This is a genomic window from Falsiroseomonas ponticola, from assembly GCF_016805305.1.
Taxonomy (GTDB): Bacteria; Pseudomonadota; Alphaproteobacteria; order Acetobacterales; family Acetobacteraceae; genus Falsiroseomonas; species Falsiroseomonas ponticola.
The window spans coordinates 102,136-123,202 of the sequence record NZ_JAERQN010000008.1 but is presented as its reverse complement, the minus strand read 5'-3'; the positions used below and the strand labels follow the sequence as shown (position 1 = coordinate 123,202).

18 protein-coding genes are annotated in these 21,067 nt (G+C 73.1%); 10 read left to right on the top strand and 8 right to left on the bottom strand.

The features are described 5' to 3' along the window. Positions 1-84: 84 nt before the first annotated feature. Complete coding sequence (locus JJI54_RS21575) at positions 85-594, bottom strand: cupin domain-containing protein (RefSeq protein ID WP_203075133.1); 510 nt, start codon at positions 592-594, stop codon at positions 85-87. 86 nt (positions 595-680) lie between these two features. Between JJI54_RS21575 and JJI54_RS21570 the strand changes: the two genes are divergently transcribed. Then, positions 681-1,316 carry a ribonuclease HII gene (locus tag JJI54_RS21570; RefSeq protein ID WP_203075132.1) on the top strand — a complete coding sequence of 212 codons (636 nt, stop codon included), beginning with the start codon at positions 681-683 and terminating at the stop codon, positions 1,314-1,316. Positions 1,317-1,378: 62 nt separating this feature from the next. After that, the gene (locus tag JJI54_RS21565; RefSeq protein ID WP_203075131.1) at positions 1,379-2,467 is read left to right on the top strand and encodes a site-specific DNA-methyltransferase; all 1,089 of its coding nucleotides are present in this window, start codon (positions 1,379-1,381) and stop codon (positions 2,465-2,467) included. 73 nt (positions 2,468-2,540) lie between these two features. Here JJI54_RS21565 and JJI54_RS21560 read toward each other — a convergent pair whose 3' ends face one another. Next, the gene (locus JJI54_RS21560; protein WP_203075130.1) at positions 2,541-4,409 is read right to left on the bottom strand and encodes an ABC transporter ATP-binding protein; all 1,869 of its coding nucleotides are present in this window, start codon (positions 4,407-4,409) and stop codon (positions 2,541-2,543) included. Positions 4,410-4,605: 196 nt separating this feature from the next. Here JJI54_RS21560 and nhaA point away from each other — a divergent pair, with 196 nt between their 5' ends. Continuing rightward, positions 4,606-5,784: a Na+/H+ antiporter NhaA gene (gene nhaA, locus JJI54_RS21555; RefSeq protein WP_203075129.1), complete on the top strand. Its 1,179-nt coding sequence runs from the start codon at positions 4,606-4,608 to the stop codon at positions 5,782-5,784. Positions 5,785-5,845: 61 nt separating this feature from the next. Here the strand turns inward: nhaA and JJI54_RS21550 are convergent, their stop codons facing one another. The 5 genes from JJI54_RS21550 to JJI54_RS21530 all read right to left on the bottom strand — a co-directional run bounded on the left by JJI54_RS21550 (position 5,846) and on the right by JJI54_RS21530 (position 13,846). After that, positions 5,846-7,924 carry a methyl-accepting chemotaxis protein gene (locus tag JJI54_RS21550; RefSeq protein WP_203075128.1) on the bottom strand — a complete coding sequence of 693 codons (2,079 nt, stop codon included), beginning with the start codon at positions 7,922-7,924 and terminating at the stop codon, positions 5,846-5,848. A 110-nt stretch (positions 7,925-8,034) separates the two neighbouring features. Further along, positions 8,035-8,487 (bottom strand): VOC family protein, encoded by a 453-nt coding sequence (locus JJI54_RS21545; protein ID WP_203075127.1) that lies wholly within the window; start codon positions 8,485-8,487, stop codon positions 8,035-8,037. 78 nt (positions 8,488-8,565) lie between these two features. Then, positions 8,566-12,663: a chromosome segregation SMC family protein gene (locus JJI54_RS21540; protein WP_203075126.1), complete on the bottom strand. Its 4,098-nt coding sequence runs from the start codon at positions 12,661-12,663 to the stop codon at positions 8,566-8,568. A 21-nt stretch (positions 12,664-12,684) separates the two neighbouring features. Beyond that, positions 12,685-13,323, bottom strand: coding sequence for a DsbA family protein (locus JJI54_RS21535; RefSeq protein ID WP_203075125.1), 639 nt, complete (start codon positions 13,321-13,323; stop codon positions 12,685-12,687). 61 nt (positions 13,324-13,384) lie between these two features. Beyond that, positions 13,385-13,846: a DUF721 domain-containing protein gene (locus tag JJI54_RS21530; RefSeq protein WP_203075124.1), complete on the bottom strand. Its 462-nt coding sequence runs from the start codon at positions 13,844-13,846 to the stop codon at positions 13,385-13,387. 2 nt (positions 13,847-13,848) lie between these two features. On the opposite strand from JJI54_RS21530, the gene JJI54_RS21525 reads away from it, so the two are divergent. The 6 genes from JJI54_RS21525 (at position 13,849) to JJI54_RS21500 (ending at position 17,606) form a co-directional block, all read left to right on the top strand. Next, entirely contained in the window at positions 13,849-14,895 is a 1,047-nt protein-coding gene (locus JJI54_RS21525) for an A/G-specific adenine glycosylase (RefSeq protein WP_203075123.1), read from the top strand. A gap of 167 nt (positions 14,896-15,062) precedes the next feature. Beyond that, positions 15,063-15,359: an AtpZ/AtpI family protein gene (locus JJI54_RS21520; RefSeq protein WP_318987548.1), complete on the top strand. Its 297-nt coding sequence runs from the start codon at positions 15,063-15,065 to the stop codon at positions 15,357-15,359. Positions 15,360-15,419: 60 nt separating this feature from the next. Continuing rightward, the gene (locus tag JJI54_RS21515) at positions 15,420-16,175 is read left to right on the top strand and encodes a F0F1 ATP synthase subunit A (protein WP_203075122.1); all 756 of its coding nucleotides are present in this window, start codon (positions 15,420-15,422) and stop codon (positions 16,173-16,175) included. A gap of 65 nt (positions 16,176-16,240) precedes the next feature. Beyond that, the gene (locus JJI54_RS21510) at positions 16,241-16,465 is read left to right on the top strand and encodes an ATP synthase subunit C family protein (protein ID WP_092955773.1); all 225 of its coding nucleotides are present in this window, start codon (positions 16,241-16,243) and stop codon (positions 16,463-16,465) included. A gap of 117 nt (positions 16,466-16,582) precedes the next feature. Continuing rightward, the gene (locus tag JJI54_RS21505; protein WP_203075121.1) at positions 16,583-17,083 is read left to right on the top strand and encodes a F0F1 ATP synthase subunit B family protein; all 501 of its coding nucleotides are present in this window, start codon (positions 16,583-16,585) and stop codon (positions 17,081-17,083) included. Between the two features lie 13 nt (positions 17,084-17,096). Continuing rightward, positions 17,097-17,606 (top strand): F0F1 ATP synthase subunit B family protein, encoded by a 510-nt coding sequence (locus JJI54_RS21500; RefSeq protein ID WP_203075120.1) that lies wholly within the window; start codon positions 17,097-17,099, stop codon positions 17,604-17,606. A gap of 152 nt (positions 17,607-17,758) precedes the next feature. Here the strand turns inward: JJI54_RS21500 and JJI54_RS21495 are convergent, their stop codons facing one another. Then, positions 17,759-19,327 (bottom strand): FG-GAP-like repeat-containing protein, encoded by a 1,569-nt coding sequence (locus tag JJI54_RS21495; protein WP_203075119.1) that lies wholly within the window; start codon positions 19,325-19,327, stop codon positions 17,759-17,761. Positions 19,328-19,459: 132 nt separating this feature from the next. Between JJI54_RS21495 and JJI54_RS21490 the strand changes: the two genes are divergently transcribed. After that, complete coding sequence (locus JJI54_RS21490; protein WP_318987547.1) at positions 19,460-21,040, top strand: ABC transporter substrate-binding protein; 1,581 nt, start codon at positions 19,460-19,462, stop codon at positions 21,038-21,040. The last annotated feature ends 27 nt before the right edge of the window (positions 21,041-21,067 follow it).

Sequence of the window (21,067 nt, the reverse complement as noted above, 5' to 3'; positions counted from 1 at the left end):
GCGGGGTGGTGCTGGACAGGGCTCGGGCCGATGATGACGGGACCATAACAGGAACATCGGCGGGAATCCAGCGCCTTTGGCGGGTCAGCTATAGCCCTTGCCCTCCGGAGCGGCGGCTTCCTCCCGCGCGGCCTGCTGGGCGCCCTCATCCACCTTCCGCAGGCCGCCCTCCGGCAGCTTGCCGTCCTGCATCTCGCCGGTCGGGGTGGCTTCCGTCGCCTCGGCGGCGGGTTCGAAATCGAAATCGCCGTCGCTGGATTGCCAGGACTGCACCGTCAGCACCCGGGCGCCGCCGCGGCTTTCATGCGGGCCATGCACCACGCCGGCGGCCTGGGTGGTGAAGCCGCCGGGCGGCAGCGCCTGCCCGCCATCGGTCAGGTCGCCATCCAGCAGGAAGTGCATCTCCGCCCCCGCGCGGTGGCAATGGGCGGGGATGCGGCCGCCGGCGGGGATGTGGACGATGCTGGTCACGATGCCGCGGCCACTATCCTCGTTCAGGATCTGGATGCGGAAGGTGCCGCCGGTGGCGCCCGGGATCACGAAGGGCGCGGGCTCCACGCTCTCCGCCGCCAGCCTCAGGCTGCGCTGGTCCATCGTCGTTCTCCCGTTCCTGCCCGTCATTGCTTCCGGGCGAACGCGGCGTGATGGCGCGGGGTTGCGGCGGGCGGTATGCAGGGGCGATGCCGGATTATGCGCTGGAATCGGAAGCGGGGGGGCTGGTCGCGGGGCTCGACGAGGTCGGGCGCGGGCCGCTGGCCGGCCCGGTGCTGGCCGCCGCCGCGCTATTCCGCGGCCCGCCCGCGCCCGCGCTGGCCGCGCTGCTGGATGACAGCAAGAAGCTGACCGCGGCGCGGCGGGAAGCGGCCTTCGCCGCGCTGGTGGCGGCGCGGGGGCGGGGGGAGGTGGCCTTCGCCATCGCCGGGGCCTCCGCCGCCGAGATCGGGCGCCTCAACATCCTGCGCGCCAGCCACCTGGCGATGGCCCGCGCGCTGGCGCGGCTTGGCGTGGTGCCGGACCTGGCGCTGGTGGATGGCCATCTGGCGCCGCCGCTGCCCTGCCCGGTGCGCTGCGTGGTTGGGGGGGATGGGGTGAGCCTGTCGATCGCCGCGGCCTCCATCCTGGCGAAGGTCACGCGGGACCGGGCGATGGCGCGGCTGGATGCGCGCCACCCCGGCTGGGGCTTCGCCCGCAACCAGGGCTACCCGACCGCGGCGCATCGGGCGCGGCTGGCGGAGGTGGGGCCCACGCGCCACCATCGGCGGGGATTTTCCCCGGTGGACCAGGCATCGCTGCTGCTGCCGGTGCGGGTCGGTTGACGGCGCGACTCGGCGCCGCGCATGGTGGGGGCTCGATTCGCATAGGGGTTGCTGGCGTAACGATGGGCACCGGTCTCGACCTGCCGCTGGACGAGGTGATGGTCGGCGACTGCATCGCGATGCTGCGGCGCCTGCCGCCGGCTTCCGTGCACGCCGTCTTCGCCGACCCGCCCTACAACCTCCAGCTCCGGGGCGAGCTGCGCCGGCCGGATGACAGCATCGTGGACGGCGTCGATGACGCCTGGGACCAGTTCAGCGATTTCGCGGCCTATGACGCCTTCACGCGGGAATGGCTGACGGAATGCCGCCGCGTGCTGCGCAAGGACGGCACGCTGTGGGTGGTGGGCAGCTACCACAACGTCTTCCGCCTCGGCACGGCGATGCAGGACCTCGGCTTCTGGATCCTGAACGACGTGATCTGGCGCAAGGCGAACCCGATGCCGAATTTCCGGGGCCGGCGCTTCACCAATGCGCATGAGACGCTGATCTGGGCGGCGCGGGGGGCGGAAAGCCGCTACCGCTTCAACTACGCCGCCATGAAGTCCCTGAACGACGACGTGCAGATGCGGAGCGACTGGTATTTTCCGCTCTGCACCGGGGCGGAGCGGCTGCGGGGGGAGGATGGCAAGAAGCTGCACCCGACCCAGAAGCCGGAGGCGCTGCTGCACCGCGTGCTGGTGAGCTGCACCCAGCCCGGGGAGGTGGTGCTGGATCCCTTCCTCGGCACCGGGACCACGGCGGCGGTCGCCAAGCGGCTGGGGCGCCGTTTCATCGGGATCGAGCGGGACGAGGGCTATGCCGCCGCCGCCCGCGCCCGGATCGAGGCGGTGGAGGCGATGCCGGAGAGTGCCGCGCTCGCCCTGCCGAACAAGCGGGAACAGCCGCGGGTTGCCTTCGGGCTGCTGGTGGAACGCGGCCTGGTGCCGGCGGGGACCACGCTGACGGACCGGCACAAGCGCTGGCGGGCGGTGGTCGGCGCCGATGGCACGCTGCGCTGCGGCCAGGCGACGGGGTCCATCCACAAGGTGGGGGCGGAGTTGCAGCAGGCGCCGTCCTGCAATGGCTGGACCTTCTGGCACATCGAGGGCCGCGACGGGCGGTTGCGCCTGATCGACGAGATCCGGACGGAGATCGCCTCGCAGGGGCTTTGACTGACGATGGTCCAGGAGGCTCTGCCTCCTGGCGGATGGGGTCTGGGGAAGGCAGCGCCTTCCCCAGGGCGCCCTACTCCCCGATGAACCCGCCCGACTGCCGCTTCCAGAGCTTCGCATAGACCCCGTCGCGGGCCAGCAGCTCCGCATGGGTGCCGGCCTCCGCGACCCGGCCTTCCGACAGCACCACCAGCCGGTCCATGCGCGCGAGCGTCGAGAGGCGGTGCGCCACGGCGATCACGGTCTTGCCGGCCATGAGCCGTTCGAGGCTTTCCTGGATCGCGGCCTCCACTTCGGAATCGAGGGCGCTCGTCGCCTCGTCCAGCACCAGGATGGGCGCGTCCTTCAGCAGCACGCGGGCGATGGCGATGCGCTGGCGCTGGCCGCCGGAGAGCTTCACGCCGCGCTCCCCCACATGCGCGTCATAGCCCGTGCGGCCGCGCCAATCCGCGAGGTCCATGATGAAGTCATGCGCCTCGGCGCGGCGGGCGGCTTCCTCGACCTCCGCCAGCGTCGCGTCCGGGCGGCCGTAGCGGATGTTCTCCAGGATGGAGCGGTGCAGCAGCGCCGTGTCCTGGGTGACGACGCCGATGGCGGCGCGCAGGCTTTCCTGCGTGACATCAGCGATGTCCTGCCCATCGACGCGGATGCGGCCATCCTCCGGCGTGAAGAAGCGCAGCAGCAGGTTGATGGCGGTGGTCTTGCCCGCGCCGGAATGGCCGACCAGGCCGACACGCTCCCCGGGCGCGACGGTCAGGTCGAAGCCGTCCAGCACGCCGGCCTCGCGCCCATAGCCGAAGCGGACGCGGTCGAAGCGGATCTCGCCGCGCGGCACCGCCAGCGCCGTGGCGCCGGGCGGGTCGGGGGCGGTGGGGGGCACGGCGATGCTGCCCATCGCTTCCTGCACGGTGCCGATATTCTCGAAGATGCCGGCGACGTTGAAGGCGACCCAGCCGGAGATGTTGGCGATCTGCCAGGCCATGGGCAGGGCCGCCGCCACCATGGCCAGCGGGATCTCCCCGGCCGACCAGAGCCAGATGGCCAGCGCCGCCGTGGCCGTGAGCATGGAGGCGTTGAGGGTGGAGAGCAGCAGGCCGTTGAGCGTGACGAGGCGCGTCTGCGCGGCGAAACGCTCATTCAGCCCCTGCACGGCTTCCCGCACCCAGGCATCCTCCTGCGCCGCGCGGGCGAAGAGCTTCACGGTGACGATGTTGGTGTAGCTGTCCACGACGCGGCCGGTCAGCAGGGACCGCGCCTCGCTGGCCTTGCGGGCGCGGTCGCGCATGCGGGGCACGATCAGGCGCAGCAGCGTGGCGTAGAGCGCGAACCACACCAGGATGGGGATGGCGAGGCGCCAGTCGGTGGAGCCCAGCACCAGCACGGCGCCGGTGCCATAGACCAGGATGTACCAGACGGCGTTGACGGACTGGACGACGCTTTCGCGCAGCGCCGGGCCCGCCTGCATGACGCGGTTGGCGATGCGGCCGGCGAAATCCTCCTGGAAGAAGGACCAGCCCTGGCGGATGACCTGCCAGTGGGATTGCCAGCGGATCATGCCCGTCACGGCGGGGATGATGGCCTGCTGTGTGACCAGGTTCTGCGCCAGGATGGCGAGCGGGCGGCAGAGCAGCAGCACCGCCGCCATGCCGGCCAGCGTCCATCCCGCATCGGCCCAGATGCGATCCGGCCCGTGCTGTTCCAGCAGGCCGACGACGCGGCCGACGAAGACGGGGATCAGCAGGTCGAGAAGGGCAACCGTAAGGCCGGCGCCGAAGAGCAGGAGAAACAGCGCGCGGGCCTGGCGGGCGAAGTACCAGTAGAAGCCGAGGAGCGAGCGGGGCGGCGGCTCCTCCGGCACCTTCACGCCGAGCCAGCGCGCGGCGCGGCTGCCAGGGGGGGTGACGGGGTCGATCGCGGTCTCGAACAGCCGGAAGGGGAGCATGGGGGCAGAACGCGCCGATGCGCCGCTGGCGTCAACGATTCCCTCCGTGACGGTCCTGGCGGGGAGTTGAGGCGGGCCGTAACCTGCTGGGCTTATTGGGGATTCGGTGGGAATCGGGCCGCGGCGGGGCGCCCCCGCATGGCTATTCGTGAAAATTCCTTCATACAGCGCGCGAACCCCGCCGGAGACGACCCGCATGGCCGAGGCCCGACCGACCTCCCTGTTCCGCCGCTTCCTCGACAGCGAGGCCTCGGGCGGCCTGGTGCTGATGGCGGCGGCGGCGCTGGCGCTGGTGGTGGCGAATTCGGCGCTGGGCCCGGCCTATGTCAGCGCGCTGTCGGCCTATCTCGGCCCGCTGAGCGTGCTGCACTGGATCAATGACGGGCTGATGGCGGTGTTCTTCCTGTTCGTCGGGCTCGAGATCAAGCGGGAGATGCTGGACGGGCAGCTCGCCACCTGGTCCCGCCGCGCGCTGCCGGGGCTGGGGGCGGTGGGCGGCATGGCGGTGCCGGCGGCGATCTACCTGGCCTTCACCTGGCAGGACCCGGTGCTGCGGGCGGGCTGGGCGATCCCGGCGGCGACCGACATCGCCTTCGCGCTCGGCGTGCTGTCGCTGCTGGGGAACCGGGTGCCGGCCTCGCTGAAGGTGTTCCTGGCGGCGCTGGCGATCATCGACGACCTGGGCGCGGTGGTGATCATCGCGGTGTTCTACACCGCCTCGATCTCGGTGCTGGACCTCGGCCTGGCGGCGGCGGTGCTGGCGGGGCTGGTGGTGATGAACCGGATGGGGGTGCTGCGGCTGCTGCCCTATCTGCTGCTGGGCGCCGTGCTGTGGTTCTTCGTGCTGCGGTCGGGGGTGCATGCCACCATCGCGGGCGTGCTGCTGGCGCTCACCATCCCGCTGCGCATGAAGCCCGGCGGCACCGACGATGTGGAGAATTCGCCGCTGCACCGGCTGGAGCACGGGCTGCACCATGCCGTCGCCTTCGTCATCGTGCCGGTCTTCGGCTTCGCCAATGCGGGCGTGTCGCTGACCGGGCTGGGCTGGGGCGTGCTGGCGGATCCGCTGACGCTCGGCGTTTCGCTGGGCCTGGTGCTGGGCAAGCTGGTGGGGGTGATGGGGGCGTCGGTGATCGCGATCCGGCTGGGCCTGGCGGCGCTGCCGGCGGGGGCGAGCTGGGTTCAGCTGGGCGGCGTGGCGCTGCTCTGCGGCATCGGCTTCACCATGAGCCTCTTCATCGGGATGCTGGCCTTCCCCGGCAATGCGGCGCTGCAGGATGGCGTGAAGATCGGCATCCTGGCGGGGTCGCTGGTGGCGGGGCTGCTGGGCTGGCTGGTGCTGCGGCTCGCGCCCCGCAGGGCGCGCGGGGCGTGACCTTGCCCCGCCGGGCGCTGACCGGGCCCCAAAGGGCCCGGCGGCGGCCCGGCGCCGGGCCTCAGGCGGCCCGGCGGATTTCCGCCAGGAAGCCATCCACCTTGGCGCGCAGCACATCGGCCTGGCGGGACAGGCCCGCGGAGGCGTCGCGCAGCCCGGCGCTGGCGGCGTAGGTCGTCTCCGCCCCTTCCCGCGCCTGGGCGGTCTGGGCGGTGAGTTCCTGGGTGCTGGCCGCCGTCTGCGCGATGGCGCGGCCGATTTCCTGGGTGGCGGCGGATTGCTGCTCGGCGGCGGCGGCCACCTGCGTCGCGATGGAGGACAGCTCCTCGATCGTCTGGCCGATGCCGCGGATGGCGGCGACGGCGCGGCTGGTTTCCGCCTGCATGGCGGCGATCTGGGTGCTGATCTGCTCCGTCGCCGTCGCGGTCTGGGCGGCCAGGGCCTTCACCTCCCCGGCCACCACGGCGAAGCCCTTGCCGGCGTCGCCGGCGCGCGCGGCCTCGATCGTCGCGTTCAGGGCCAGCAGGTTGGTCTGGCCGGCGATGGAGTTGATCAGGCCGATCACGTCGCCGATGCGGCTGGCGACATCGGCCAGGCCCGCGACGGCCTGGTTGCTTTCCTGCGCGTCGCGGGAGGCCTGCTGGGCGAGGCGCGCGGATTGCGTCACCTGCTGCGCGACCTCCGCGATGGAGGCGGCGAGTTCCTCCGCCGAATTGGCGACGGTCTGGGTATGGCTGGCGGTGGTGTCCACCGCGCGGGTCATGGCATCCGCCTGGGCGCGGGCGCCGGAGGCCGCATCGCCCATGCGGCTGGCGGTTTCATCGAGCGGCGCGGCGGCGCCGGCGACGGCGCCGAGCACGTCGGCCACCTCCGCCTCGAACCGCCGGACCAGGGCCTGGGTGGCGTCGGCGCGGGCGGCCTTGGCCTGCTGTTCGGCGGCGGCTTCCGCGGCCACCTTCGCGGCCTGCACGGCGTTGCGGCGCAGCACCTCCACCGCATCGGCCATGGCGCCGATCTCGTCCTGCCGGGCCTGGTCGGGCACGGCGACGGCGTTGTCCCCCTGCGCCAGGCGCTGCACCACGCCGGTCAGGCGCACCACCGGCACCACGACGCGGCGGACCAGCAGCCAGCCGAGCCCCGCCAGCACCAGGCCGACGACGAGGGCGGCGGCGAGGACGATGGCGAGCAGCGCCGCGGCGCGGGATTCGGCCATGGCGGCATGGGCGGCGGCCTCGGCCAGCGCGGCGTCGCGCACCTGCAGGAGCACCTGCAGGCCCGGCGTGGCGAAGGCGGTGAAGGCGTTGCTGCTGAGGGGATAGGTGGAGCCGGCGCGGCCGGCATCGATCAGCGCCTGGGTCTGGCGGGTGATGTCGCCGAAATAGCGGTCCTCCACCTCCGCGATGGCGGCGGAGAGGCGGGGCGTGTCGTCGATCAGCCCGGCCACCATCTTCACCCGCGCCCAGGTCGCCTCCACGAGGCGGGAGGCGCCATTGGCGGTGTCGAGTTCCGCAGGGGTCATGGCGCGGCCGCTGTTCAGCGCGGTGGCGATGGCGACGATGCGGCGGCTGGCCTGGTCCCGCAGGTCCCAGGTGAGGCGCGCGACGAGCATGAGGTCGCCGAGCGGGCCATCGGCGCGGGTCAGGATGCGGTGGCTGTCGTTCAGCGCGGCGGTGACATGGCCGAGCACCTGGTCATAGACCGCCTGCGGCCGGCCGCGGATGGCGGGGTCCCGCTGCGCCAGGGGCAGCACCGCGGCCGGGTCCATGGCGCGGCGCAGCTCCGCCAGCACGGGGATGGCGGCCTGCAGCCTTTCGGCATGCGCGCGCCCGGCGCCGGAGGCGCGGAGGCTGGCGATGGCGGGCGCCAGCGCGGCATCCGTATCCGCCTTGATGGCCGTCAGGCGGCCCACCGTATCGGCCTCCGCGGCGCCGGAGGCGTTCATGCGGATGACGTAGTTGCCGCGCTCGATCACCAGCCGCTCGGTCAGGCGCATCAGGGTGGCGGCGGCTTCCGTGGTGCGGACCGCATCGGCCGCCTCGCGCCGGTTCTGCCACTGGTCCAGCCCCGCCACGGTGGCGATCGTGCCGCCGAGGCCGGCGATGCCCGCCATGACGAGGGTGAAGAGAACCTTGATGCGCATGGAGGATCCGTCGGCAAGCCAGGCGCAGAGCCTAGCCCGGGCCGCCTTGCCGGATTGATAACCGCCGCCGGGCGTCCCCCAAGGGCCGGCCCCCGGGGTCGGAAGCCGGGTCAGCCGCCCGACATGCGGCGGATGATCTCCGCCGGCGGCACCTCCTCCACCCGGCTCGACAGGTGCCAGCGATGGCCGAAGGGGTCGAGCAGCGTGCCCATCCGGTCGCCGAAGGGCTGGTCGGCGGGGGGCCTTTCCTCGCGCGCCCCGGCGGCGAGCGCGCGGGCGAAGGCGGCGTCCACATCCGCGACATAGAGCACGAGGGAGAGGGCGGTGCCGCCGAAATGGCCGGGGGCGAAGGCGCCATGGGCCGGCGCTTCCTCCCCCACCATCACCACGCTGTCGCCGATCCGCACCTCCCCATGCATGACGGTGCCGTCGGGGGCCGGGATGCGCATCACCTCGGTGGCGCCCAGCGCCTCCTGGTACCAGGCCAGGGCGGCCCTGGCGTCGCGGACGCAGAGATAGGGGGAGAGGCGGGGATAATCGGCGGGGATGGGGCTGACGGCCATGGCGGGTTCCTCCTGCGGCGTGGAGGATGCGCGGCCGGGGCGTGGGCGATCAAGAACATTTAGTGAACATTTCTGCGATCAGGCGGGGGCGGCGCCGTCCACCAGCTCCACCGCCCGCTGCAGATCGACGCTCAGCAGGCGGGAGACGCCGCGTTCCTGCATGGTGACGCCGTAGAGGCGGTGCATCCGCGCCATGGTGAGCGGATGGTGCGTGACGATCAGGAAGCGCGTGCCGCCGCCGCCTTCCTCCGCCGGCCTGGCCATGATCTCGAGCAGGTCGCAGAGGCGCTCCACATTGGCGTCGTCGAGCGGCGCATCGACCTCGTCCAGCACGCAGACCGGGGCGGGGTTGCAGCGGAAGACGGCGAAGACGAGGGAGAGCGCCGTCAGCGCCTGTTCGCCGCCCGAGAGCAGGTTGAGCGAGGCGAGCTTCTTGCCCGGCGGCTCCGCATAGATCTCGAGCCCCGCCTCCAGCGGATCGTCGGAGCCGACCAGGGCGAGGTGGGCGCGGCCGCCGCCGAAGAGCCGGGTGAAGAGGCCGCGGAACTCCGCATCCACCTTGTCGAAGACGATGCGCAGGCGTTCCCGGCCTTCCCGGTTCAGATGGCCGATGGAGCCGCGCAGCTTGGCGATGGCGGTGGCGACTTCCTGCCGGTCCTGCTCGATCTTCGCGCGGGCGGCGTCCAGCTCGTTCAGCTCCACCTCGGCCCGCAGGTTCACGGGGCCCATCTCCTCCCGCTCCTTGGTCAGGCGGTCCACCTTGCGGCGGGCCTTCTCCTCCGCCTGGTCGGTCAGCTCGCCCACCTCCTCCGGCAGGTCGGGATGGCCCTCGCCCAGGCGCTCGACGATGCGTTCCTCCACCGCCAGCGCCGCGGCCTCCGCCTGGGCGGCCGCGCCTTCGGTGCGGAGCTGGGCCTCCCGCGCCTGGGCGAAGGCAGCGTCGGCGGTGCGGCGGGCCAGCGCGGCTTCGCGATCCTCCCGCTCCGCGGCGGCGAGGGCGGCGGCGGCGGCGGCGTGGGTGGCCTCGGCCTCCGCGAGCAGGCGGCCGGCGGCGGCGCGGCGGGCGGCGGCGGCTTCCGGCGCGTCGGAGAGGGCTTCGCGCTCGACGGCGGCCTCCCCCGCGCGGGTGGCGAGTTCGGCGCGGCGGGCGGCGGCTTCCGCGCGGCGGCGGGCCCATTCCTCCCGCTCCGGCCCGATGGCGGCCTGGCGGGTGGCGATGCGGGTCGCCTCCGCGGCCAGCATGGCGCGGGTGTCGCGGCAGCCGGCCTCGTTGGCGCGCGCCTCGGCCAGGGCGGCGCGGGCCTGGTCCACGGCGGCGCGGAGCGCGGCGAGGTCGGGGGCGGCGGCGCGGGCTGCCCGCGCGGCGGCCAGGGCCTGGTCGGCGGCCTCCCGCTCCGCCGTCACGCGGGCGGATTCGGGCTCCAGCGCCGCCAGGCGGGCCGCGGCTTCCGCGGCGCGGGCTTCCAGGCGCCGGCCAGCGTCGCGGGCGGCGGCGAGGCGCCCTTCGGCGGCGCGGCGGGCCTCGCGGGCGGCCGATTCGGCGCGGATGCGGGCCTGCTCCTCATTGGCGGCCAGCGTCCGGGCCTGGCGGGCGGCGGCGGCATCGGGGGCGGCGGCGCGGGCTTCCCGCGCGGCGGTCAGCGCGGCATTCGCGGCCTCGCGCTCCCGGTCCAGGCGCTCGATCTCAGGCGCGAGGGCGGCCAGGCGCTGCTCCGCCTGCTGGGCGCGGGCGGCGATGCGGTCCAGCGCCGTGGCGGCGGCGGCCTGGGCGCGTTCGGCCTGGGCGCGGCGTTCCCGCCGCTCCGCTTCCTCGGCCCGGGCGTGGGATTCGTCGGTGGCGGCCTGCTTGCGGGCCTCGGCGGCGGCGGCGGCGGCGGCCTCCGCCCGGTCCTGCCTGATGCCGGCGGCGCGCAGCGCGTTGCGCTGGGCCAGGCGCACGGCCCCCGGCGTGGGCGCGCCGGCGCGCAGGCAATGGCCATCCCAGCGCCAGACCGCGCCTTCCTCCGTCACCAGCGCCTGGCCTGGCTTCAGCAGCGCCATCAGCGCCGCGCCGTCCAGCCCCTTGGGCAGCAGGCCGACCTGCGACAGGGCCCGGCCGAGCGCCGCCGGCGCCTCCACCAGGCGGGAGAGGGGGGTGGCGCCGGCGGGCAGGGCGGGCAGGGGATCGAGCGGCGGGAGGGCGCGCCAATGCTTCGGCGCCTCCGCCTCCAGCGCCGAATCCAGCGTCTCCCCCATCGCGGCGCCGAGCGCGGCCTCCAGCCCGGGGGGGACGGTGATGCTGTCCAGCACCGGCGGCAGGGAGCTGCCGGCCTCCCGCGCGCGGAGCACTTCCGTCAGCGCGGCGGTCTCGGCGGCGGCGCGGGCGCGGGCGCCCTCGGCCTCGCTGGCCGCGGCGCGGGCCTGTTCGTGGCGGGACTGGGCCGCGGCGCGGGCGGCTTCCGCCCCTTCCAGCGCGCGGCGGGCTTCCGTGAGCGCGGCGGCGGCCTGGGCGGCCTGGGCGCGGGCGGCATCGAGCTCCGCGGGCGGCACGGCGCTGGCGCGGGCCTGGTCGCGCTCCGCGGAGAGGCGGGCGTGCTGGTCGGCGGTGCGGCGCGCGGTCTGTTCCGCCGCCTGGAGCGCGTTGGTGGCGCGGGATTCCGCCGTCTCGGCCTCGCCGGCCGCGCGGCGGGCGGCCTCATGCGCGGCCTGGGCGGAAGCGCGGGCGGCCTCGGCGGCGGAGAGCGCCTGCTCGGCCTCCGCCAGGGCCGATTCGGCCGCGCTGACGGCGGTGGCGGCGGCGGCGCGCTCGGCATCCGGCACCATCGCGGCGCGGGCCGCGCGGAGGTCCTGGTCGAGCTTGGCCTGGGCCTGGGCGAGGCGGCTGGCCCGCGTCGCGGCTTCCTGCTCCGCGGTCGCGAGCGCGCCGGCGGCGGCGGCGGCCTCCGCGGCCGCTTCGGTGGCGCGGTCGGCGGCTTCGGCCGCGGCGGCGACGGCGGCGCTGGCCTGGGCTTCCAGGCTCTCCGCTTCCGCCACGCGGCCGGGCAGGGCGGCCAGCATGGCGGCCAGTTCCTCGGCCTCCGCCAGCAGCCGGCTCTCGGCCGCGCCGGCATCGGCATCGACGCGGGCGGCGTGGTCGAGGTCCCGGGCGAGCGCGGCGTGGCGGGCTTCCGCCGCCGCGAGGGCCTCCCGCGCGCGGGCTTCCTCGGCGCCCAGCGTCTCGGCCTCCACGCGGCGGCGCTCCAGGGCGGTGCGGGCGGCGCCCTCGGCCTCCCGCGGCCCGGGCAGGCCCTGTTCGGCGGCGAAGGCGCGGCGGGCGGCGGCTTCGGCGGCGGCCTCGGCATCGCCGGTCGCGCGCCTGGCGTTGGCGAAGGCGTCGCGGGCATGGGTGAGGGCGGCCTGGGCGCGGGCGCGGAGAATCGCCAGCCACTCCACCTCCGCCTGCCGCACCAGGCCGGAGATGTTGCGGTAGCGCGCGGCCTGGCGGGCCTGGCGCTGCAGGTTCTGCCGCCCGGATTCCATCTGGGCGATCAGGTCTTCCGCCCGGCCGAGGTTGTTCTCCGCCTGGCGGAGCTTGAGCTCGGCCTCATGCTTGCGGGCGCGCAGCCCGGCGATGCCGGCCGCTTCCTCCAGCACCGCGCGCCGGTCCTCCGGCTTCGCCTGGATCAGGGCGGCGACGCGGCCCTGGCTGACCATGGCGGAGGAGCGGGCGCCGGAGCCGATATCGGCGAACATCGTCTGCACGTCGCGGGCGCGGAGTTCGCGGCCATTGACGCGGAAGGAGGAGCCTTCGCCGCGGGCGATCTTGCGGACGATCTCGAGCTCCGCGGCCTCGGCATTGGGCGGGGGCGCGAGGCCGGCGGCTTCCTCCAGCTGCAGCGTCACCTCGGCCAGGTTGCGGCCGGGGCGGGTGGCGGTGCCGGCGAAGATGACGTCATCCATCTCGCCGCCGCGCATGGAGCGGGCATTGGTCTCGCCCATCGCCCAGCGCAGCGCCTCGACGACGTTGGACTTGCCGCAGCCATTGGGGCCGACGATGCCGGTCAGGCCCGGCATCACCTCCACGATCGTGGGCTCCGCGAAGGATTTGAAGCCGGCGATGCGAAGCCTTGTCAGCTTCGCATGGCGCGCGGCCTCGGCCTGCGCCTCGGTGCGCGCGGGCTCCTCGGCGGGCGTGCCTTCGGGGGTGACGGCCTCCATGCGACGCGCCCGCGCGCTGCCTTACCGGATCTCGGCGACCAGGGCGGCGAAGCGGTCGAAGGGCATGTTGCCGGGGACGGACCGCGTGCCGAAGACGAAGGTGGGCGTGGAGTTCACGTTGTGCTGCTGCTGGCCGGCGACGCGCTGTTCCAGGATGGCGCGGGCCAGGGCCTGGTCGCCGATCGCGGCATCGAACTGGGCGCGGGACATGCCGGCCAGGGCGGCGATCTTGAACAGCTCCTCCTGCGGGTTGGCGCCGCGGGCGAAGGCCCAGCGATCCTGGCTCTGGAACAGGGTGGAGACGAAGGGCTCGTAGCGCTCGGCCGGCAGGCTGCGGGCCACCTGGGCGGCGGCGAGCGCCACGGCATCCAGCGGGAAGTCGCGGAAGACGATGCGGACGCGGCCGGTCTCCACCAGGTCCCGCTTCACGCGCGGCATCGTCTCCCGGTGGAAGCCGGCGCAATGGCCGCAGGTGAGGGAGAAGTATTCGATGACGGTGGGCGCGCCGGCGCGGCCGATGCTGCGCTCCGTCATGCGCGGGTCGTCGGCGGCGAGGGGCGCGGGGGCGGGGGCCTGGGCGAGGGCGGGGCGCGCGCCCAGCAGGGGCACGCCAAGCGGGAGGCCAGCGGCGAGGGCGAGCAGCGAACGGCGGTCGGTCATCCGGGCAGACTCCGAAATCGGCCCCCTCTCGGGGGGCAGGGGGCCGGGAAGTCCCCGGCCGTCACCGCTTCCGATAGACGCCAAGCGCCAGCTTTGCCAGTGCATCCCGCAGCTCCCCCTCCGGCATGGCGGCGATCCGGGCCTCCAGCTCCGGCGGCAGGGTGACGGGCCTGGGCTTCGGCCGGGCGGGGGGCGCGCCGGCCGGGGCCTGCTGGACGAAGCGCAGGCGTTCCACCACGGCGCGGCCGAGATGGGCGTTGATGCGGCCGACGAGTTCGGGGGCCAGGTGCTGCAATTCCATGGCGACGGGGCCGGAACAGGCCAGCGTCAGCGTGCCGGCGGAAAGCCGCAGCGGCTGGGTGACGGCGGAGAGGGCGGGGCCGACCACATCGGGCCAATCCGCCATGAGCTGCGCGCCGGCCGGGCTGCGCTTGCGGAAGACCGGGCGGGCGAGGCGCGCGATCATCGACCCCACGGGCAGGGGGCCTGTCGGGAATCGGCGCTCGCCCCCATCCTTCGCCATGCATGACCCCCCCACCCGATGCCACCCTATTGCTGGCCTGGTACGACCGGCACAAGCGGACCCTGCCCTGGCGGATGCCGTCAGGTGCCGCCGATCCTTACCGCGTCTGGCTGTCGGAGGTCATGCTCCAGCAGACCACGGTGGCCACGGTGGGGCCGCGCTATGCCCGGTTCCTGGCGCGCTTCCCGGATGTGGGGGCACTCGCCGCCGCGTCCTGGGAGGAGGTGGCGGAGGAATGGGCGGGGCTCGGCTACTACGCAAGGGCGCGGAACCTGCATGCGGGGGCCAGGGCGCTGGCGGCGGGGGGGTTCCCGAGCACGGTCGAGGAACTGAGGAAGATCCCCGGAATCGGCGCCTATACGGCGGCGGCGGTGGCGGCGATCGCCTTCGACCGGCCCGTGGTGCCGCTGGATGGGAATGTGGAGCGGGTGACAGCCCGGCTCCATGCGGTGGAGCAGCCGCTGCCCGCCGCCAAGGCCCGCCTGGCCGCGCTGGCGCAAGGCTGGATGGAACAGGAGGCCGCCCGCGCCCGGCCCGGGGATTTCGCGCAGGCGCTGTTCGACCTGGGCGCCACCATCTGCACGCCGCGCAACCCGGCCTGCGCGCTCTGCCCCTGGCGGGAGGGCTGCGCGGCGCGGCGGGCGGGGATCCAGGCCGGGCTGCCCCGCAAGGCCGCGAAGAAGGCGCGGCCGACCCGGCTTGGGGTGCATTTCCTGGTGGCGGACCCGGCCGGGCGGCTGCTGCTGCGGCGGCGGCCGGATTCCGGGCTGCTGGGCGGCATGCTGGAAGTGCCGGGGACGCCCTGGCGGGAGGAGGGGTGGGGTAGCGCGGAAGCGCAGGGGCATGCGCCGCTGCCGGGCCTTGCCTGGGCGGTGCTGAACGGGGAGGCCGTGCATGGCTTCACCCATTTCGAGCTGCGCATGGCGCTGTGGCGGGCGGGCGTGCCGGCCATGGCGGCGCCGGAGGGCTTCGCCTGGTGGGAGCCGGCGGCGGCGCGGGCGGCGATGCCCACCGCGATGAAGCGGCTGCTGGACCTGGCGGGGGCCTGAAACCCGGACCGTGACGGGGGCGTTCCAGGGGTGCCGGTTTGCTGGCGCGCGCGTCACGAATCCTTCATCCCGGCCATGCTGCACCGCAGCCATCGCCTTGACACTGCTAACCCCGCATCGTAGGGAGCGCGCGCCTTCCGGGCGGGGCACCGCGGGGGAGAGCAAGCGTGACGGAAACAGGCGGTTTCGAGGATCGGCTCCGGCAGGCCCGGTCGCGGCGAGGGATGGATCCCGAGCCCGGCGCGAAGGGTTCCCTGCCCGGCGGCGGCACCTGGGGCGTCGGTTTTCGCGCGGGGGTCGAGGTTGTCTCGGCCCTCGTCGTCGGTGTGGCGGTCGGCTGGTTCCTGGACCGCTGGCTTGGCACCTGGCCGTGGCTCTTCCTGCTGTTCTTCGTCTTCGGCAGCGTTGCTGGCGTGCTGAACGTCTACCGACTGTTCAAGCCACGCGGCGCCGCACGGGATTAGGCCCAGGGAACTGGGTTAGGGACGAGGCTGCCGCGCTTGCGGCGACCGGGGGAATCGAGAGTGGCCGCCGAAGGTAAGACGATCGACGCGCTGAGCCAGTTCGAGCTCGCGACCGTGCTGGGCCCGATCGGCTCCTCGGTCGGGTTCTCGCAGTCCAACGCGCATATGCTGCTGGCGGCGGGTCTGATCACGGCGCTCATCATGGTCGGCATGTCCGCCCGCGCGGTGGTGCCGGGCCGGCTGCAGAGCCTGGCGGAATCCTCCTACGAATTCGTGCATGACCTGGTGCTCGGCCAGGTGGGGGATGAGGGCAAGCGCTTCTTCCCCTTCGTCTTCACGCTGTTCATGTTCGTGCTGTTCGGCAACCTGCTCGGCCTGCTGCCCTACGCCTTCACCTTCACGAGCCACATCGCGGTGACCTTCGCGCTGGCCGCGGTGGTGTTCGTGCTGATCACGGTCGTGGCGCTGGTGCTGCACGGCAAGAAGTTCTTCGGATACTTCTTCCCGGAAGGCGCGCCGATCTGGCTGGCGCCGATCATCATCCCGGTGGAGATCGTGTCCTACCTCTCGCGTCCGGTCAGCCTCTCCATCCGACTGTTCGCGAACATGGTCGCCGGCCACGTGATGCTGAAGGTGTTCGCCACCTTCATCGTCCTGCTCGGCGGCCTGGGCGCCGTGGGTCCCTTCGTGGCGGTGCTGCCGCTCGGGGTGAACATCGCCCTCGTTGGCTTCGAAGTGCTGGTGGCGTTCCTGCAGGCCTATGTCTTCGCCATCCTCACCAGCATCTACCTGCACGACGCCGTGCACCTGCACTGACCCGCAGGCCAGCGTCCGTTCAGACCAATCCCCATCCCAGTTCACACAGACGGAAGGATACTCAGATGGAAGTGGCTGCCGCGAAGGCCCTCGGGGCTGGCATCGCCGTGATCGCGCTGTTCGGCGTGGGCCTCGGCATCGGCAACATCTTCTCCGCGATGATCACCAGCGTGGCCCGCAACCCGGCCGCCCGCGACGCGGTGTTCCCGATCGGCATCCTGGGCTTCGCGCTCACGGAAGCCGTCGCGCTCTTCGCGCTGCTGATCGCGTTCCTCATCCTGTTCACCTGATCCCGCCCGCCGCGGCGCGGGGCCTGAGCGCCCCGCAACCGCGGCCGAGGGGATCACAGCGCGCCGCCGCCTGACGGGCGGCGCGCCGGCGGACAGACCGAGGAGACCCGACGTACCATGCCGCAGCTCGAGTTCGGCAATCCGCTGATCATCGCCCAGATCGTCTGGCTGCTGATCATCTTCGGGGTGCTCTACTTCGTGCTTTCCACCTACGCGCTGCCGCGCGTGGCGGAAGTGCTGGAGGATCGCCGCCGGCGGATCGAGGGGGACCTCGAAGCCGCGCAGGCCGCCAAGGCGGAAGCCGATGCGGCCATCGCCGCCTATCGCGAAGCCTCGGCCAAGGCCCGGGCGGAAGCGCAGGCCGCGATCGCGGAAGCGATGCAGTCGGCCCAGGCGGAAACCACCGCCCGCGCCGATGCGCTGGCCGCCCGGCTGGCCAAGCAGATCGATGAGGCGGAAGCCCGCATCGGCCGTGCCCGCGACGCCGCCATGGGCGCGCTTCGCCAGGTCTCGACCGAGACGGCGGATGCGCTGCTGGTGCGCCTGACCGGGCGCAGCGACCAGGCGGCGCTGGGTGCCGCCGTGGACCGGGCGCTCGCCGTCCGTGGCCAGGGCTGAGGGGACCGCCGCCATGGATCATCACTACGCCCATTTCTGGCTCGACCCGAAGTTCTGGGTCGCCGTGTCCTTCGTGCTGTTCGTCCTGCTGGTCGCCAAGACCGCCTGGACGCAGCTGACCGCGCGCCTCGATGGCCGCGGCGAGCGGATCCGGAACGAGCTGGCGGAAGCCGCGCAGCTGCGCGCGGAAGCCGAGGCGATGCGCCAGCAGGCCATCGCCGACCGCGCCGCCGCGCTGGCGGAAGCGGAGGACCTGATCGCCCGCGCCCGGGCCGAGGCCGAGCGCCTGGCCCAGGCCGCGGCGGCGGAGGCCGAGACGGCCGCCAAGCGCCGCGAGCGCATGGCGATGGACCGGATCGCGGCCGCCGAGGCCGGTGCCGTGGCCGAAGTCCGCAACGCCGCCGCCGAGATTGCGGTGGTGGCGGCGCGGGAGGTGCTGGCGCAGACCGTGGATGCCGCGGCCGATGCCGCGCTGATCGACGCTGCCGTGGCGGACCTGCCGAGGGCGCTGAAGGCGGCCTGACGGGCGCCACCATGTGGGATTGAGGAAGGGGGCCGAAAGGCCCCCTTTTTCGTGCCCGCTTTTTCTGCCCGCGCGGACGCGGCCGGCCTGCCTCAGCAGGCATGAAAAAAGGGGGCGCCTTGCGGCCCCCCCCTGTCGGACCGCCTGGGCGGTCAGACCAGCTGCCAGTCCGGGCTGACATCCAGCACCACGCCGCCGCCCAGCACCGTCGATCCATCCATGAACCAGTTCACGACGGTGCCGCCGCCGCTGCGCCAGATCAGGTCGGCGCGGCCATCGCCGTTCACGTCGCCCAGCGCGCGGATGTTCCAGGACGTCTCCACCTGGCCAAGGCTGCCACCGCCGATGATGGAGGTGCCGTTCATCAGCCAGACCACCACGTCGCCGGTGGTGCCGTTGCGCCAGACCATGTCCGCGCGGCCATCGGCGTTGAGGTCGGCCAGGCCCCGCAGTTGCCAGTCCAGCCCCACCTGCGCGACCACGCCGCCGCCGACGACGCTGTTGCCATCCATGGCCCAGGCCACGACCTGGCCGGCGGCGCCGCGCCAGACGATGTCCGCACGGCCATCGCCGGTGAGGTCGCCGAGCGCCGCGATGGACCAGTCCGTCGTCACCGTGCCGACGCTGCGTGTCGGGCCGATGCCATAGACGCCGTCGAGGCGCTGCATGCTGACCGCGCCCGACGACAGGTCGCGCCACAGCAGGTCGGCATTGCCGTCGCCCGTCAGGTCCGCCATGCCCTGGAAGGTGGTGCCGGTCGGGCGGGAGCCCGGGACATTGGCGAGGCCGACGCTGGTGCCGTTCATGCTCCAGACCTGGATGGCGCCGGCGTTCGACAGCCACACCAGGTCCGCGCGGCCATTGCCGTCCGTCTCCGCCACGCCGAGCAGTTGCCAGTCATTGCCGACGCGCGCGACCATGCCGCCGCCGGTGATGGACAGGTTGCTCATGGTCCAGAGCGCGACGGTGCCATCCAGGCCACGCCAGGCGAGGTCCGCGAGGCCGTCGCCATTCACGTCCCGCGGCCGCGTGACGACATCGAGCATGACGGAGGTGCCGATGAAGTCGATGCGCTCGATGCCGCTGATGACGTCGGTGCCGTCGGAGGAGGTGGTGACGCGCCAGGACCCATCCGCCAGGCGCGACCATTCGGCATTGGCGCGGCTGACCAGGAACCGCGCCACGTCGAAGCCGGCCTCCCCCAGCAGCAGGTCATTGCCGGTGCCGCCCGTCAGCACATCGTCGCCATCGCCGCCCCAGATGCTGTCGTTTTCGGAATCGCCCGACAGCGAGTCGTTGCCGCCATAGCCGAACATGATGTCATTGCCTTCGCGGCCGCCCTGCGCCTCGCTGAAGTCCGACAGGCGAACTTCCGAAGCGCCGTTCATGATGGCCGCGTCGAAGGCGTTGCCGTCGCCCAGCGCCAGCCAGCGATACAGGTTGGTGCCGTTGATGCTCACCTCGCTGACGTCGACGATCCGCACCCCGTCCAGCACGACATAGACCCGGGTGACGATGGCGCCGCCGTTCAGCTGGATGAGGCTCTGGCCGTTGACCCCGAAGCCGATGCCGTAGAGCTCGATGCTCGCGGGACGTCCCCCGATCGAGCCGTCGACGATGAAGGTGCCGGCATTCGCCGTGCGGAGCGACGTGTTCCCGAGGCTGTTGAGCGCGGTCAGCGGGTCGATACCGGTGTTGCGGGCGAGGATGAGGCGACCCATGGTGATGCCTTTACGTAACGTTAACGTCCGCCCGCCACATGCCCGTCCCGACCGACATGTTCAAGCGCCGAGTGCTGGTCGCCGGTCCGGCACCGGGCTAGGCTCGGCGCAACAACATGTCGGAGTGACAACGTGAAGCGCAGTTTCCTGGCCGCCACCCTGCTTGCGGCGACCGCTTTCGCCGCCCCCTCCGCCCAGGCGAATCTGTTCCGCTGGGCCAATGACGGGGATGTGAACTCCATGGATCCCTATGCCCGGCAGGAAACCTTCCTGCTGAGCTTCATGCAGAACGTCTATGAGCCGCTGGTGCGCCGCAATCGGCAGTTGCAGGTCGAGGCGTCGCTCGCCGAGCGCTGGGAGCAGACCTCCCCTTCCGTCTGGCGCTTCCATCTGCGCCGCGGCGTGACCTTCACGGATGGCACGCCCTTCACGGCGGATGACGTCGTCTTCTCCATCGGGCGCGCCAAGGCGCAGGGATCGAATGTGGGCGGCTCGCTCGCCAGCGTGAAGGAGGCGCGGCGCATCGACGACCACACGGTGGATGTGGAGACGCATGCGCCGAACCCGATCTTCCTGGAGGAGATCACCGGCATCGGCATGATGTCCCGCCGCTGGGCGGAGGCGAACAACGCGACGCGCAGCGCGGACCTGACCACGGGCGCCGAGAATTTCGCGACCCGCAACGCCATGGGCACGGGGCCCTTCCGCCTCGTCTCCCGCGAACCGGACCGCCGCACGGTGCTGGCGCCGAACCCCGGCTGGTGGGACCGGCCGGAGCACAACCTGACCCGCGTCGAGTTCAACGTCATCGCCAATGACGCGACGCGCATCGCGGCGCTGCTGAGCGGCGAGGTGGACATGGTCTATACCGTGCCGCCGCAGGATACCGACCGCCTGTCCCGCACGCCCAACATCCGCATCCACCAGCAGGCGGAGCTGCGGACCATCTATCTCGGCTTCGACCAGCTGCGGCCGGAACTGCTGAAGTCCGATGTGCGCGGCCGCAACCCGTTCCAGGACCTGCGCGTGCGCCAGGCCTTCAACCACGCCATCGACCGCGCGGCGATCGTGCGCACCGTGATGCGCGGCCAGGCGCGGGCGACGGGGCTGATGATCGGCCCGGGGGTGAACGGCCACACCACGGCCGGCGACCAGGTGGCGGCCTACAACCCCGACCTGGCGCGCCGCCTGCTGGCGGAGGCGGGCTATCCGCAGGGCTTCGGCGTCACGCTCGATTGCCCGAACGACCGCTACGTGAATGACGAGGCGATCTGCACCGCCGTCGTCTCCATGCTCGCGCGCGTCGGCGTGCGCGTCACGCTGAACGCGCAGACCCGGGCGCGCTACTTCGCGGAGATCCTGGGCCCGCGCTACAACACCAGCTTCTACATGCTGGGCTGGACGCCCAACACCTATGACGCCCACAACGCCTTCTTCAACCTGATGGCGTCGCGCCAGGGCGACCGCGGGCTGTTCAACGTGGGCGGCTTCAGCAATGCGCGCTTCGACCAGCTGGTCTCGGCCATGGCGGTGGAGACCAACCCGCAGGCGCGCCAGGCGATGATCGAGGAGGCGCTGAAGATCCACACCGATGCGGTGGGCCACCTGCCGCTGCACCAGCAGACCGTGATCTGGGCCGCCCGGTCCAACATCCAGCTGCAGCAGCTGGCGGACAACTATTTCCCGCTGCGCTTCGTGCGCGTGGGGAACTGAGGGGCGGGGGGCGGCAAGGCCCCCCTC

Excerpts from the sequence above, each read along its gene's own strand:
- JJI54_RS21550 (WP_203075128.1), bottom strand. The coding sequence starts at position 7,924 with ATGCGCATCAAGGTTCTCTTCACCCTCGTCATGGCGGGCATCGCCGGC.
- JJI54_RS21495 (WP_203075119.1), bottom strand. The coding sequence starts at position 19,327 with ATGGGTCGCCTCATCCTCGCCCGCAACACCGGTATCGACCCGCTGACC.
- JJI54_RS21525 (WP_203075123.1), top strand. The coding sequence starts at position 13,849 with ATGACCCCCCCACCCGATGCCACCCTATTGCTGGCCTGGTACGACCGG.
- JJI54_RS21535 (WP_203075125.1), bottom strand. The coding sequence starts at position 13,323 with ATGACCGACCGCCGTTCGCTGCTCGCCCTCGCCGCTGGCCTCCCGCTT.
- JJI54_RS21540 (WP_203075126.1), bottom strand. The coding sequence starts at position 12,663 with ATGGAGGCCGTCACCCCCGAAGGCACGCCCGCCGAGGAGCCCGCGCGC.
- JJI54_RS21500 (WP_203075120.1), top strand. The coding sequence starts at position 17,097 with ATGGATCATCACTACGCCCATTTCTGGCTCGACCCGAAGTTCTGGGTC.
- JJI54_RS21505 (WP_203075121.1), top strand. The coding sequence starts at position 16,583 with ATGCCGCAGCTCGAGTTCGGCAATCCGCTGATCATCGCCCAGATCGTC.
- JJI54_RS21545 (WP_203075127.1), bottom strand. The coding sequence starts at position 8,487 with ATGGCCGTCAGCCCCATCCCCGCCGATTATCCCCGCCTCTCCCCCTAT.
- JJI54_RS21565 (WP_203075131.1), top strand. The coding sequence starts at position 1,379 with ATGGGCACCGGTCTCGACCTGCCGCTGGACGAGGTGATGGTCGGCGAC.
- nhaA (WP_203075129.1), top strand. The coding sequence starts at position 4,606 with ATGGCCGAGGCCCGACCGACCTCCCTGTTCCGCCGCTTCCTCGACAGC.
- JJI54_RS21570 (WP_203075132.1), top strand. The coding sequence starts at position 681 with ATGCCGGATTATGCGCTGGAATCGGAAGCGGGGGGGCTGGTCGCGGGG.
- JJI54_RS21510 (WP_092955773.1), top strand. The coding sequence starts at position 16,241 with ATGGAAGTGGCTGCCGCGAAGGCCCTCGGGGCTGGCATCGCCGTGATC.
- JJI54_RS21575 (WP_203075133.1), bottom strand. The coding sequence starts at position 594 with ATGGACCAGCGCAGCCTGAGGCTGGCGGCGGAGAGCGTGGAGCCCGCG.
- JJI54_RS21560 (WP_203075130.1), bottom strand. The coding sequence starts at position 4,409 with ATGCTCCCCTTCCGGCTGTTCGAGACCGCGATCGACCCCGTCACCCCC.
- JJI54_RS21530 (WP_203075124.1), bottom strand. The coding sequence starts at position 13,846 with ATGGCGAAGGATGGGGGCGAGCGCCGATTCCCGACAGGCCCCCTGCCC.